General features: G+C 26.8%; 12 protein-coding genes. 1 reads left to right on the top strand and 11 read right to left on the bottom strand.

Annotated features, from left to right (window positions below):
• Positions 1 to 31 precede the first annotated feature (31 nt).
• The 11 genes from ABFX13_RS11210 to purR form a co-directional block, all read right to left on the bottom strand.
• Positions 32 to 571 carry a stage V sporulation T C-terminal domain-containing protein gene (locus ABFX13_RS11210; protein WP_346045998.1) on the bottom strand — a complete coding sequence of 180 codons (540 nt, stop codon included), beginning with the start codon at positions 569 to 571 and terminating at the stop codon, positions 32 to 34.
• A gap of 101 nt (positions 572 to 672) precedes the next feature.
• Positions 673 to 1,668 carry a peptidylprolyl isomerase gene (locus tag ABFX13_RS11205; RefSeq protein ID WP_346045996.1) on the bottom strand — a complete coding sequence of 332 codons (996 nt, stop codon included), beginning with the start codon at positions 1,666 to 1,668 and terminating at the stop codon, positions 673 to 675.
• A 14-nt stretch (positions 1,669 to 1,682) separates the two neighbouring features.
• Positions 1,683 to 5,084, bottom strand: coding sequence for a transcription-repair coupling factor (gene mfd, locus ABFX13_RS11200; protein ID WP_346045994.1), 3,402 nt, complete (start codon positions 5,082 to 5,084; stop codon positions 1,683 to 1,685).
• Between the two features lie 20 nt (positions 5,085 to 5,104).
• Positions 5,105 to 5,665 carry an aminoacyl-tRNA hydrolase gene (pth, locus tag ABFX13_RS11195; RefSeq protein ID WP_346045992.1) on the bottom strand — a complete coding sequence of 187 codons (561 nt, stop codon included), beginning with the start codon at positions 5,663 to 5,665 and terminating at the stop codon, positions 5,105 to 5,107.
• A 45-nt stretch (positions 5,666 to 5,710) separates the two neighbouring features.
• A complete protein-coding gene (locus tag ABFX13_RS11190) occupies positions 5,711 to 6,325 on the bottom strand; it encodes a prepilin peptidase (RefSeq protein WP_346045990.1) in 615 nt (204 codons plus the stop codon).
• A 113-nt stretch (positions 6,326 to 6,438) separates the two neighbouring features.
• On the bottom strand, positions 6,439 to 7,218 hold the full coding sequence (locus ABFX13_RS11185) for a prepilin peptidase (RefSeq protein ID WP_346045988.1): 780 nt from the start codon (positions 7,216 to 7,218) through the stop codon (positions 6,439 to 6,441).
• Complete coding sequence (locus ABFX13_RS11180) at positions 7,218 to 8,279, bottom strand: type IV pilus twitching motility protein PilT (protein ID WP_346045986.1); 1,062 nt, start codon at positions 8,277 to 8,279, stop codon at positions 7,218 to 7,220. The genes ABFX13_RS11185 and ABFX13_RS11180 overlap by 1 nt, the downstream gene beginning before the upstream one ends.
• A 1,571-nt stretch (positions 8,280 to 9,850) precedes the next feature.
• The gene (locus ABFX13_RS11175) at positions 9,851 to 10,804 is read right to left on the bottom strand and encodes a ribose-phosphate diphosphokinase (protein WP_147547771.1); all 954 of its coding nucleotides are present in this window, start codon (positions 10,802 to 10,804) and stop codon (positions 9,851 to 9,853) included.
• A 98-nt stretch (positions 10,805 to 10,902) separates the two neighbouring features.
• On the bottom strand, positions 10,903 to 12,270 hold the full coding sequence (glmU, locus tag ABFX13_RS11170) for a bifunctional UDP-N-acetylglucosamine diphosphorylase/glucosamine-1-phosphate N-acetyltransferase GlmU (protein ID WP_346045973.1): 1,368 nt from the start codon (positions 12,268 to 12,270) through the stop codon (positions 10,903 to 10,905).
• A gap of 207 nt (positions 12,271 to 12,477) precedes the next feature.
• A complete protein-coding gene (gene spoVG / locus ABFX13_RS11165) occupies positions 12,478 to 12,756 on the bottom strand; it encodes a septation regulator SpoVG (protein ID WP_147547775.1) in 279 nt (92 codons plus the stop codon).
• Between the two features lie 169 nt (positions 12,757 to 12,925).
• Positions 12,926 to 13,810, bottom strand: coding sequence for a pur operon repressor (gene purR / locus ABFX13_RS11160; RefSeq protein ID WP_270647011.1), 885 nt, complete (start codon positions 13,808 to 13,810; stop codon positions 12,926 to 12,928).
• Between the two features lie 224 nt (positions 13,811 to 14,034).
• On the opposite strand from purR, the gene murC reads away from it, so the two are divergent.
• A complete protein-coding gene (murC, locus tag ABFX13_RS11155; RefSeq protein WP_346045970.1) occupies positions 14,035 to 15,387 on the top strand; it encodes a UDP-N-acetylmuramate--L-alanine ligase in 1,353 nt (450 codons plus the stop codon).
• Positions 15,388 to 15,424: the final 37 nt, after the last annotated feature.

Here is a 15,424-nt window from a genome sequence, read left to right as displayed (position 1 = left end):
ACTCATAATATCATTATGAGTCCAGTTTATATTATTGAACTTGTTTACCTAAAAAATTAGCTGCTACTTTCAATAATTTTTCATCACTTTCACTTAAACCTGATGATTCTTTAGACACTAAACATATAGATCCTATACAATCGCCAGAAGAACTTATTATAGGTATTATTATTTGTGATTTATACTCCATTGAATCATCTCTGTGTAAAGATATTAACTTATTATCTTTAACATGATTAGATATTCTATTTTCTATAAGATCTTCTAATTCTTTGCTTATACTTTTCTCTTTATAATCTTTTTTAGGTAATTTTGATACAGCTATTATTGAATCTAAATCTGTTACTATAACTCCATGTCCAAGTGTTTCACCCAATGTTTCTGCATACTCTTGTGAAAATTCATTAAGTTCTCCTATTGGAGAATATTTTTTTAATATCACTTCACCATCTTTTGCAGTAAAGATCTCTAAAGGATCTCCTTCTCTGATTCTTAATGTCTTTCTTATTTCCTTTGGAATAACAACTCTTCCAAGATCATCTATTCTTCTAACTATTCCTGTGGCTCTCATATCAGATTAATACCTCCATTAGTAACTTTGAGTTTATTTTTACCAACGATAAGAAAAATATGCAAAAAAACCTATACCATTCCAAATGGTATAGGTTTCTTTTATGCATTAATTTTTAAAGCCTCTTCTTCATTTTTTTCTATTTTAGCTTTTTTAACTAATTCATTAACTTTCTCAGTATATTTTTTATATAATAAGTTTTGTTTTATATTATTTTTTACTTCATCAAAAGTATATTCTTTGTACTTCTTATCAGTAACTTTTATTATATGATATCCAAATTGAGATTCAACTATATCAGATATTTGACCTTTATCCAAAGCAAATGCAGCTTTTTCAAATTCTGGAACCATTTTACCTTTTGAGAAAAATCCTAAATCTCCACCATTAACTGCAGAACTTTTATCATCAGAATATTCTTTAGCTAACTTAGCAAAATCATCTCCGGATTTAACTTTTTTATAAACCTCTTCTGCTTTTTTCTTAGCTTCTTTTTTCTTTTCTTCAGAAAATGGCTTATTAGTTTTTTGATCTACTGTTGATATTAATATATGAGATGCTTTAACCTCATTATCTACATAATTATTTTTATTTTCATCATAATATTTTTTCATTTCTGCTTCAGTTATTTTAGTATTTTTATCAAAGTTATTTTTAAAGTTTTGTATCGTTATATCTTTAGTTAACTGAGCTTTTAAAAACTCATCATCAATGTCATTATCTTTAAGGAATTTTTCATAATCCTTATCTTTCTTTATACTTTCTTTTAATTGCTTAAATTGCTTATCCACTTCTGATTGCTTAGCTTCTAGCTTCTCTTTCTTTGCTTGTTGATAAACTACTTGTTCTTGTATCATTTGTTGTAAAATAGCCTTTTTCATTTCATCTTTGTATTTTACACCTTTTTTTATTTCTTGATTCCATAAATCTTTACCATACATTTTTGAAATAGATTCTTTATAGGTAGCAACAGTCTTCTTAAAATCATCTGCAGATATATCTACTCCATTTACAACTGCTACAGGTTTTTTTGACCCACAAGCTGTCATACCTATTCCTAACATAATTACCATTAGCAATGATACTATTTTTTTCACTTAAACCACCCTTTCTAATTATTTTTTTGATTTTTACTCATACACATTTGTTCAAGTATATTTTTTAGCTCATCTATTATTTTATACCCATTTTTTTCCTTTGTCTTGTATCTTGTTAAAGGAAGCAGGATTACTTCATTTTTTAACATCCTAATTTTTTCTATACCTAGTTTTTTGCATAAAGTCTTCATATATGCTATAGATATTAGGGCGTTAACAGACTTAGGTATATCTGAAAATCTATCTTCTAATTCTTCTTTTATGTCTTTCATATCTTCTTCATTTTCTATAGATGCGATTTTTTTATACATTTCAATTTTTATAATTTCATCTTCTATATAGCTATCAGGAATATATGCATTTACAGGTAAATCAACTTCAACATCTATTTCTTTTTGTACTACCTCACCCTTAACTTTTCTTATTGCATCATTTAACATTTTTACATATAAATCATAACCAATGACTGCCATATGTCCATGTTGTTGAGGTCCTAAAATATTACCTGCACCTCTTATTTCTAAGTCCCTCATAGCTATCTTAAATCCTGACCCAAACTCAGTGAATTCTCTTATTGCCTTTAATCTTTTTTCTGCTATTTCGCTTAATACTTTATCTTTTTCATACATAAAGTATGCATAACCTTGTCTATTACTTCTTCCAACTCTTCCTCTTAATTGATAAAGTTGTGCTAATCCCATTTTATCTGCATCATATACAATCATAGTATTAGCATTTGATATATCCATACCTGTTTCTATTATTGTCGTACAAACAAGTACGTTGTACTCTTTATTTAAAAATCCTAGTATTATATTTTCTAGTTCCTTACCTGTCATCCTTCCATGTGCTACTGCTATTTTTGCATCTGGAACTAATCTTTGTATCATACTAGCCATTTCATCTATTCTTTCAACTCTATTATAAACAAAAAATACCTGTCCACCTCTAGCTATTTCTCGTTCTATCTCATCTTGTATTATACTTTCTTTACCTTCAACAACATAAGTTATAACTGGATATCTCTCTTGAGGAGGTTCTTCTATAACACTCATATCTCGTATTCCACTTAAGGACATATGAAGAGTTCTAGGTATAGGTGTTGCTGATAATGTTAATACATCTACTGTAGACTTTATCTTCTTTAGAGATTCTTTGTGCTTTACTCCAAATCTTTGCTCCTCATCAATAACTACTAATCCTAAATTAGGAAGTTCTATGTCTTTAGATATAATTCTATGAGTACCTATTATTACATCTACTAAACCTTTTCTAGCATCCTCTATAATTTGTTTTTGTTCTTTAGGAGTTTTAAATCTACTTAAAACTTCAACTCTTATTGGATAATTTTCAAATCTTGATTTAAAGGTATTATAATGTTGTTGGGCAAGAATAGTTGTTGGAACAAGTACAGCAACTTGTTTTTGATCCATACAAGCTTTAAAAATAGCTCTTATAGCTACTTCAGTTTTTCCATATCCAACATCTCCACATATAAGTCTATCCATAACTTTATTTGATTCCATATCTTTTTTAGTTTCTTCTATAGCTTTTAATTGGTCATCTGTTTCTTGATATGGGAATAAAGTTTCAAATTCATTTTGCCATAATTTATCTTTAGAAAATTTATATCCTTTTATTTTTTCTCTTTTAGCATATAATTCTACTAAGTCTTTGGTCATATCTTCTATTTCTTTTTTAACTTTAGCTTTTGCTTTTGACCATTCACTACTTCCAAGTTTATTTAATTTTACCTTTTCAGTGTCTGCTCCTATAAATTTTTGAATTTTATCCATTTGATCTATCGGAACATATAAGTTATCTCCACCTTGGTAAACAACTCGCATATAGTCTTTTTTAACTCCATTTACAGTCAATTGATCTATACCTACATATCTACCAACACCACTATTTTCATGGACAACATAATCCCCCACATTTAAATCTAAAAATGTTTCTATTTTTTGACCTTTATTAAATTTTTTAGATTTAGATGTTTTAGCTCTTTTATTAGAGCCTATCATTTCTTTATCTGTTATAACATCAAATTTGATTGATTTATATTGGAATCCTGATGTTATGTTACCCACAACTATAACAACTTGAGATGAGTGTATCTCTATATCTCTTTTTCTTGTTAAAACACTTTCTATACCTAAATTTAAAAGCTCTTTATTTAACTTTTTAGCTCTATCATAAGTATTTGTAGCTAAAACAACTTTATGGCCATTATATTTCAATCTATTTAATTCTTCTGCAAGAATATCTAACTTCCCATTAAATGATGGAACTTCTCTACTTTCAAAATTAACTATAGACGCTACACTAAAGTCAGTTATGGATTTAGTTAACAACATATTTAAAATTATTTTTTTACTATCAATTAAATATTCTAAATCTGAATAATGGTATAAAAGATTACCTTGTTGCTTTAGTGCTAAACCTCTTTCTAAATTTAATTTATAATTTTCCTTAAACTCAGATATATAGTTTTCACATCTTTCCTTTAATCTAGAAACATCATTTACAAATATAATGGCATCATCTTTTAAATAAGTAAATATACTTTTATTTTCTTCCGTATACATATAATCTATATAATTTTCCACACCTTCAAAATATGTTGAAGATGCTACATTATCAATATTTCTATGTACATCATCATCTGTAAAATCATTAGTATCTTTTTTAATTCTTTCTACAGATTCATCTATACTTTCTGGATATATATACTCTCTTGATGGAGTTATTGTACATTTTTTTATCTTCTTTATAGATTTTTGAGTAAATACATCAAATGTTCTTATAGATTCAATCTCATCATCAAATAATTCTATACGAATAGGAGTATCATACTCTAGTGAGAATATATCTATTATTCCACCTCTAACACTAAATTGTCCAAATCCTTCAATTTTAGATACTCTTTCATATCCTAAATTAACTAATTTTTTAGATAAACTTTCCACATCGATGATATCACCTATTTTATAAGTGAAAATACTCTTTTTTAAAACTTCCTTTGGTACATATTTACTAAGAATAGCTTCAACAGATGTAACTATAACTGTATTTTCTTTACTTATCATTCTTAGTAATACTTTTAACTTTCTAGCTTCTTCATTTCTATCCTTTGCATCTAAATGATAAAAGTATATATCTTGAGAGCTTAAATAATCAACCTTATCTTTCATATAAAAATATAAGTCTTCATATACTTTTTTAGCTTCTAAATCAGTATTAGCAATATATAAAATCTGTCTTTTTAAATCATTAAATAAAGAATACACTATGTTTGGTTTTTGAGGTTGCAATAACCCATTTACAAGTAGTGTTCCCTTAATATTTTCTATGTTACTTAATATGTCTTTATATTCTTTAGAATTTTGCAAAGGAGATATAAAAATATCGTTCATATTCTAACCCCCCTTATAAACTAACCATTGTATTTATTCATCGATAAATCTATATTTTCTCTTATTATACAATCTACCGAATTAGCTGCTTTTTCTAATCCAGTTTGAATATCTTCAGACTCTTCTTTTCTAAATCTAGATAAAACAAAATCTGCTAAATCTTGTCCAGGTCTAGGTTTTGATACTCCAACTCTTACTCTTGGAAATTCATTAGTTCCTAGGCATTTTAATATAGATCTCATCCCATTATGAGTCCCACCACTGCCTTTTTTTCTTATTCTTATTTTTCCAACATCTAAATCTATATCATCATATATAACAACGATATTATTAGAATCTACTTTATAATAGTTATATATATCTATTAGTGTTTCTCCACTTAAGTTCATATATGTTTGAGGCTTTACTAATAAAACTTTTTCATTTCCTACTCTACCTTCACCTATAAGTGCCTTATGTTTTATTTTCGTTACGCTTATGCCATATTCCTTTGCCAAAATATCTATAACATCAAATCCAACGTTATGTCTTGTATGCTCGTATTGTTTACCTGGATTTCCTAATCCTACTATTACGTACATTTTCCTTCCTCCCTTTACTAATTATTCTTTGTTATAAAGTTAATTTCAAAAATTTAATATATTAAATATAAAGTTTTGTTGTGATAGCATTACGAATGTTGTTGCTAAAAATATACAAGGTGCAAATGGCATATATGAGTTTTTAGATTTGTTCTTAAACAATAGCAAATAAACTCCATAAATACTTGCTATTATAAAAGATATAGGCATCATATATATACTTTTTTCTATCCCTACACAAAAACAACACAAAGTATAGACTCCTATATCTCCTGAGCCTACACCTTTTGTTAGTTTAACCATTATATAAGGAATAATAAATCCAAATGCCAATCCTAGTATATGATATATTATATTATTTTTTGCCAATAACAATATAATTCCTTGAATTATTATACCACTAATTATAGTTATATCGTATATATACATTGTATAATAGTCTATTATAGATATCACCACTAAAAAACACACTAGTAATGAATATCTAAAAAATTCTTCATTAAGACCTAGTTTCACGTATAACGCTAATATTATTATCGGAGTTATTATATATAATATTTTCGCAAATTTATCTTCATCTATTTTGATTTCAAATAACTCTTTTATTGAAAATTGAATTAATTGTACCATTAAAAAACTTAGTAATATTATTTTTATCATAATTTAAATACTCATAGCAGGATATTTAAATTATTAACCAACTAAATAGATTATAGTCCTATTATAATCTAAAATAATAACAACCTATGAACATATAGCTCATAGGTTATTTTTTATATAAATGTTTTTATATAAAAATCTATTATTTGATTACCATATAAAAGTGTTATTATAGTAGCTAATGATATGAAAAGTCCAAATGGAATCATAGAATTAAACTTCTTATTCTTTACTTTATTATAAATAATAAATATTATTCCATATGCTCCTCCAATATATATACTAAACAACAAAGTTAATAATGATAACTTTATTCCTAAAAATAAGCCTATCATTGCAAATAATTTTATATCACCACCGCCCATTACTTCTTTTTTTAATATACATTCTATGATCAATGTTAATACTGATAATCCCCCACCTGTAAATATAGCTCGTTTTAGTCCATCAATAAACGGTGTTCCATAACCTAAAAAATTAACTAATAATGCAGTTATACTTCCTATTAGAACCAACTTATCTGGTATTATATAACAATCTAAATCTATAAAAGTAATTATTATAAGTAGTGATGCTAAAAACATATAATATATTGTAATAAATCTATATTTAAAAGTTATATATATAAGTGAAAATAATATTCCAGTTATCAATTCCACTATTGTATATCTTGGGGATATTTTTTCTTTACAATATCTACATTTTCCTTTTAATAAAATCCAACTAAAAATAGGCACTAAATCTATCGGCTTTAACCTTATATTGCATTTATAGCAATGTGATGGTGGATTAACTACAGACTGATTATTAGGTATACGATATATACATACATTATAAAAACTTCCAAATATTATCCCCATTATAAATACTAATACTGTAAAATAAATGTCCATTAATATACACCGCCAATTAGTCTGTTAGTATATTCAAAGTCAGTACATCTACTTAATACACTTTCCCTTGAGATCTTACCTAGTCTAAATAAATTAACAAGTTCTTGATCCATAGAATGCATACCTAGTTTTGTACCTGTTTGTATCATATTCGGTATTTGATATGTTTTTGATTCCCTTATTAAGTTTCTTATAGCTGGTGTAGTAATCATCACTTCAACTGCAACAACTCTATTTCTTCCATCTATAGTAGGTATAAGTTGTTGTGAAATTACTCCTTCACATACAGTCGATAGTTGAGTTTTTATCTGTTGCTGTTGTTCTGTAGGAAACATATCAACTATTCTATCTATAGTTTTTGCAGCACCTACAGTATGTAAAGTTGAAAATACTAAATGTCCAGTCTCAGCTGCAGTCAATGCTATAGATACAGTTTCTGGATCTCTCATTTCTCCTATGAGAATTACATCTGGATCTTGACGAAGAATTGATTTTAATGCCGTATTAAAACTTTCAGTATCATTTCCAATTTCTCTTTGTGATATTATACTAGTTTTATGATGATGCACATATTCTATTGGATCTTCCAAAGTTATTATATGCTTTTGTTGTTTTTCATTTATTATATCTATTAAGCTTGCTAAAGTTGTACTTTTACCACTTCCAGTAGGCCCTGTAACTAATACTAATCCTTTTTCTTTTTCAGTAAATTTACTTATTACTTCTGGTAATCCTAATGTTTTAAAAGATGGGATTTCAGATGTTATTGTTCTTATTGCTATTGCATAATTCCCTTTTTGTTTATATGCATTTACCCTAAATCTCTCTCCATTTTCTATTGCCACGGAAAAGTCACACTCTCCATGTTTTTTAAGTCTTTCAAAATTTTTTTGCCCTGCCAATTCTTTTACCATTTCTTCTGTATCTTCTTTTGTAAGTAGTTTATCTGATAATTTAACAAACTTCCCTTTTGTCCTAGCTATAGGTTCACAATCTGTTGTTATATGTATATCTGATGCCCCTAACTCAACAGCTATTTGTAATATACTAAAAATCTTCATAATAACTCTCCTTTTTATACTTCTTTGTTGGATTATCCTATTCTCAATCAAGTTATTTATATTTATTGAAATATCTTAAACATTTAACATACTCCATATAAAATTATATTCATGATTAACAAATATAAAAACTTCAATCTATATCCTTAGATAATTTATCGACAATATTTATGTTTCTGAATTTATATATTACTTTACTCTATTTAACTTATTGAAAATTAAGTTTATTGTAACTATAAAGATTATAAAATTTTATTCTTTATTTTAAAATATTTGAAACCCTTACTTAATACTTTATTGTCAATTTTATCTACTATAGTAATCATAGCCATACTTTTGATCTTTTATATCATATACATTTTCATTTTTCATCCCTATAAATATACTTATTAGATATATTAATTTGATTATTTATAAGTAAAATTCCTAATAAGTTTTTTACCTTTCCATACTCTATAACTAATAATTTACATTACTAGATATTTTAGTTAATTATCAGAATATGAAGTATATTTCTTCTCATTGTTATAGATGGTTGTTTTTAATAAAAACTTATTTACTCCTCCTTCGATATTTCCCTGGACATTATAAGCAACATTTATTATATATTGAATATTTCAATAATCTTAATTTGATTTAGAGTCTATTTTAAAATATCAAAATATTCATTTTAGCTTACGGATTCATTCTTATCTTTCATATCTTAACCTTTACTATTATCAATAACTTTTGCTTGTACTTATATAAATTTTATTAAAACGCTATGTAAACTCAATTCCTATATTGTTATATAAATGAAATTTTTTACTTGATTTTCACTTTTTTATATTTTCTTTTAATTTCATAAAAAACTCCGTAATAATTAAAGATATAGTGAAAAATTTAATTGTTACTTTTTAATAAGAGTAAATCTATTATTATTTGATTCAAGCTTTATAAATATTTCAATTTATTTTCATACTTTTATAATTTTAAGTTTTAAATTCTTAAAATAATTTAAATTATTCAACTCATATATAAATTTTACTAAGTTTCTTGTGAAACTTGAATTTTCTGCTAGCGTTAATAACTTTGGTATTTTTTATTCATTTTCCTCTTTGATTCTTAAAATTTCTTTAAATAAACCTTTAACATTCATTATTTAAATAAAAACCTTGTTACTAATAAATGTTCTATACTATTTATATATCTAAAGATATTATTTTATCAATTTATATATTCATAAGACTTTATAGCTCTTTTTATCAACTTCAGGTGTTTTATTTGACTTTTATATGACTTCTTTAGTATTAAATATAAAATTATATTTTTGCTTTTTACACTTATCTATCATTAAGTCTTTTTTTAGTAATTTATATCCATACCTAATCTTGATAGAAAAAACTTATTTTTTATAAAAAATTTTTATTTTTTGTTGTATGAGCCTTATACTATTGATACGCAATCAAAACAATATGAAATATATCATTTTCTTGTCATTAAATAATCTCGTATATAAAATCATGTATAACTGTATCTAAAAAATAAATAAAAAAAGAGATCTTTTATAGATCTCTTTTTTACACGTATATTTAGTTAAATAATTTACTTACTGATTCGTTAGCAAATATTTTCTTTATAGCATCTCCAAATAAAGGAGCTACTGTTTTTATTTTTATTTTGTCTATCTTCTTTTCTTCAGGAAGTTGTATAGTATCAAGTACTATTAATTCGCTTATAGCTGAATTCTCTATTCTTTCTATAGCTGGACCTGATAAAACTCCATGAGTACAACATGCATAAACATCTTTAGCACCAAACTCTTTAAGAGCATTTGCAGCATTTACTATTGTTCCAGCAGTATCTATCATGTCGTCTAGTAATATAACATTTTTACCTTCAACCTCACCTATTATGTTCATAACTTCACATACGTTAGCTTTTGGTCTTCTCTTGTCTATTATAGCTATTGGAACATCTCCATTTAAGTCATTAGCAAATTTTCTAGATCTTGTAACACTTCCTAAGTCAGGTGAAACTACTACTAAATCTTCAATGTTTTTAGTATTGAAATAATCTGCTAATATTTTTCCACCTTGTAAGTGATCTAGTGGTATATCAAAGTATCCTTGTATTTGAGCTGCATGTAAATCCATTGTTAAAACTCTGTCTGCTCCTGCTGCAGTTATTAAGTTAGCAACTAATTTAGCTGTGATTGGATCTCTAGCCTTAGCCTTTCTGTCTTGTCTTGCATATCCATAGTATGGTATAACAGCAGTTACTCTTCCTGCAGATGCTCTTCTTAATGCATCTATCATTATTAATAATTCCATTAAATTATCATTTACTGGACTATTAGTTGATTGTATTACGAAGACATCACATCCTCTTACTGTTTCACTTATATTTACAGATATTTCGCCATCACTAAATGTGCCAACTTCACACTTAGCCATTGGTACACCTATGTAATCAGCTACTTTTTGAGCTAACTCTTTCGACGCATTTCCTGCAATTATTTTAATTTCGCTTCCGCTAGTATTCATAATTACCTCCCGAAAATTTTGTTAAAGAAAATATTTATATTTAAACGTAAATATAGCCAAAAGCTATATTTACGTTAAAGTCTAACTTAAAAAATTATTTATTTTTTTTTATTCTTTTTCTCTACCCAGCCTTCTTTTACTACTTGTCTTTCTCTAGCTACTGCTAAAGCTCCAGCTGGTACATCATGAGTTATTGTCGACCCTGTCGCAACATATCCATTTTCTTCTACTGTAACTGGAGCAACTAAGTTTGAATTAGATCCTATAAATGCCCCATCTTTTACTACTGATTTAAATTTATTTTTTCCATCGTAGTTTACAAATACAGTTCCACACCCTATATTAACATTCTTTCCTACATGAGCATCTCCAATGTAAGTTAGATGTGATGCTTTAGAATTATCTTCTATAGTCGCGTTTTTAACTTCTACAAAGTCTCCTATTTTAACATTGTTTCCTATATTACTTTTTGGTCTTAAGTATGCATACGGACCTACTTTAGTATTATTACCTACTTTACTATCTATTATAGTAGAACTTTCTACCTCTGTATCATCACCTATTGTTGAATTTGATATACATGAATTCATACCTATAACACAATTACTTCCTATAACAGTGTTTCCTTTTATCATAGCTCCAGGATATATGATTGTATCATTTCCTATTTCTACCCCAGCTTCTATATATGTGTTATTTACATCTATTATAGTTACGCCATTAACCATGTGCATAGTATTTATTCTTTTTCTCATTATTTCTTCTGCTTTAGCTAGTTCTACTCTTGAGTTAACACCCATTAATTCTTCTATTGTAGCACCATTAAACGCTCCAACTTTTAATGAGTTCCCTCTCATTATCTCTATTGTATCAGTTAAATAATACTCTCCTTGAGCATTATTATTATTTATTTTTGATAAAGCTTCTTTTAAACTTTTTCCATTGAAACAGTATATACCTGAGTTTATTTCATTTACTAATCTTTCTTCTTCATTAGCATCTTTTTGCTCTACTATTTTTAATAAATCTTCATTTTCATCTCTTATTATTCTTCCATATCCAGTTGGGTTATCTACCTTTGTTGTTAAAACAGTTGCATGATATCCATTATCTAAATGATATTTGAATAAATTTTCTAATGTATCTGAATTTACTAAAGGAGTATCTCCACATAATACAACTATAGTATCATTTTCTGATATATGTTCTTTAGCCATCATAACTGCATGACCTGTTCCTAATTGTTCAGTTTGCATAGCAACTTTAGTTTCTTCAGGTAATACACCTTGAACTACGTCACTTCCATGACCTAATATTGCAACTATTTCACTTACACCTGAATTTTTAGATACATTTATAACATGGTTTACCATTTCTCTTCCACAAACTTTGTGTACTACCTTTGGTAAACTTGACTTCATTCTAGTTCCTTTTCCTGCTGCTAGGATTATAGCTTTAAAATTCATAAACCCACTCCATTTCAACTTTTTTTAATTATTTTAATAATCTATCTATAATATGTTAGTTTATTTATTTTGTATACAATTTGTTAATTACAATAACTAATATACCATTTTTGTCTAAAAAAGTACATATTATTCAAATAAAAAAGAGCCTAAAATTAGGCCCTTCAAGAAATACATAAAATTGTATTATATTTTTAATCCTGTTAATTATTCAGCAGCTACTTCTAATTGAGATACTGCTTCATGATAAGCTTTTAATACTTCATCTTCTAGCATTTGTCTCATTTCAGCATTTATAGGATGAGCTATATCTCTAAAGTTTCCTTCTCCTATTTTTCTACTTGGCATAGCTATAAATAATCCATTATGTCCCTCTATAACCTTTATATCATGTACTACAAATAAATTATCGAAAGTTAATGAAACTATACACTTCATTTTCCCCTCATCAGTTAATTTTCTCACTCTCACGTCAGTAATTTTCATTTTACTAATATCCCCCTTTTGTGTTTGACAAATTTAATTAAAAAAACTGAAACTCTTTTATAATATATTAATTCTATCAACTTGTTAAATTTCCTCTATTATTTTAGAAATTTTTTATTATTTTTTTACTTTTTTTCAATTTGATAGAAATTTGCCCTCAAAACTTGTCTTATCCTTCTAAATCATCCATAATGCTTTCTTCTTCTACAATTTTATTTATATCTTTAGTAGTCCAGTATTCTTCTCTAAATGTTTGTAAATTTGGTTCAACACTAACTACTTCATTATTGATTACATCTATTTGAATTAATGATATATAATCATCAACCATTTTCTTAATTGGATTAGTTGTAGATATAAATACCCCTTTTCCTATAACTTCAGCTCCGAACTCATTCATAAGTTCTATCATACCTTTTATAGTCCCTCCACCTCTCATAAAGTCATCTATTAATATAACTTTACTTCCAGGCTTAACAGCTTTTCTAGGTAAACTCATACTTTCTACCTTTGAACTATTTCCACTTACATATGTCATGCTAAGTGTCGGACCTTCTGATACTTTTGTATCTTTTCTTATTATAACTAAAGGTAAGTTCATGGCTTTTGCTGTCATAAGCGCCATAGGTATACCTTTTGTTTCCATAGTAACAACATAATCAGCTTGTGAATAATCTATATTTGATGCAAATATTTTACCTATTTTAGATGCTATTCTAGGGTCATATATTAAATCTATCAGATATAAAAATCCCCCAGAAAGAATTCTAGATGGGTCTTTTATTTCTTCACATAGGTTTAATAAAAACTCTTCATTTTCTGCTTTAGATGTCTTAGGTATATATTTAACTCCACCAGCTGCACCTGATATCGTTATCACTTGTCCTAATTCAAGTTTTTCAAAAACATTTTTAACAACTATTAAGTCTTCACTTATTGTAGACTTTGCTGAATTAAATTTAGATGTGAAGTAGCTTAATGTAAATATTTTATTAGGATTATCAGATAATATTTTTACTATTGCACCTATACGCTCCGTCCTTTTAAATTTCATGTAAATACCTCCTGTACTAAAAACCTATGTATTTTAACTTGTTAATGCATATTTTATATCATTATGTTATAATATTTGTTATGTTTTATTCGAAATTTAATATATTTAATATGTAGAAATATTTTATAATTTTATTTTGCTTAAAATATTGAACATTATACTATTATATCATAAACATAGTTCTTATTGTAGAACTTTTAATTTAGTAGAAAGGTGGTTTCACTATGAACATATTCTTTATAGGTGTTGGCGGTATTAGCATGAGTGCATTAGCTAAAATATGTTTAAATAAAGGTTATAATGTTTTCGGATCAGATTCTACAGATTCTCATTTATTAGATAATCTTCGTGATCAAGGAGCAACTATATATATAGGTCATAAAAAAGAACATATGACTGATGATATAGATATGGTAGTTTACACTGCTGCTGTTAAATCTGATAATGAAGAATTAGTTGCTGCTAAAGAAAAAAATAAATTAATTATAAATAGAGCTGCTTTTTTAGGTCAAATAATGAGAGAGTATCAAAATTCTATAGCTGTTTCTGGTACTCATGGAAAAACATCTACAACATCAATGCTATCTGCTATTTTTGAATATGCAGAACTTGACCCAACGATACTAGTTGGTGGAAACTTAATCATAATAGGCGGTAATGTTAAGATAGGAAAATCTCAAAACTTTATAACAGAAGCTTGCGAATACGTTGATAGTTTCTTAAACTTCAACCCTAAAATATCTATAGTTTTAAATATAGAAGAAGATCATTTAGATTATTTCTCTGGAATAAATGAAATAAAAGCATCTTTTAATAAATTTGGTAAATTATTACCTTATGATGGTTACTTCATAATAAATGGAGATGACGAAAATACTAAGGATATATTACATGAGATAAAAGCTACTGTTATTAAATATGGTCAAAATGAAGGGAATAATGCTCTAATTAAAGATATTAGATTCGACGCTGATGGCCACGGAATATTTAATATAAATTACAACGGAATTGATTTAGGAGAATTTAAACTTTCTGTACCTGGAATACATAACGTATACAATGCTACAGGAGCTATAATAGCTGCTTTAGTTTCTGGTGTAGAATTAGAAACTATAAGAAAAAATATATCATTATATAGTGGTGTAGGTAGAAGATTTGAAGTTAAAGGGAAATACAACAATGCTTTAGTTGTAGATGACTATGCACATCACCCAACAGAATTAAAAGCTACATTATCTGCAGCTAAAAAAATTAAGAAAAATAAATTATGGTGTATATTCCAACCACATACTTACACGAGAACTAAATCATTATTAAATGAATTCTCTGATGCATTTTATGCGGCTGATAAAGTTATAATAACTGATATATATGCAGCTCGTGAAAAAGATCCAGGAGATATACATTCTAAAGATTTAGTTGATAAATTATATCAAAATAATGTTGATGTAATATACTTAAGTAAATTTGAAGAAATAGTAGATTACCTTGCTGAAAATGTTGCTGAAGATGATTTAGTTATAACTGCAGGTGCTGGTACTGTATATAAAGTTGGAGAAATGTTACTTGAAAAATAATATAAAAAAGCTAGGTTAATTTCACCTAGCTTTTTTT

Source organism: Paraclostridium tenue, from assembly GCF_039521565.1.
Lineage (GTDB): Bacteria > Bacillota > Clostridia > Peptostreptococcales > Peptostreptococcaceae > Paraclostridium > Paraclostridium tenue.
The sequence above is the reverse complement of the archived record's forward strand: the minus strand, read 5'-3'. Positions and strand labels throughout refer to the sequence as shown.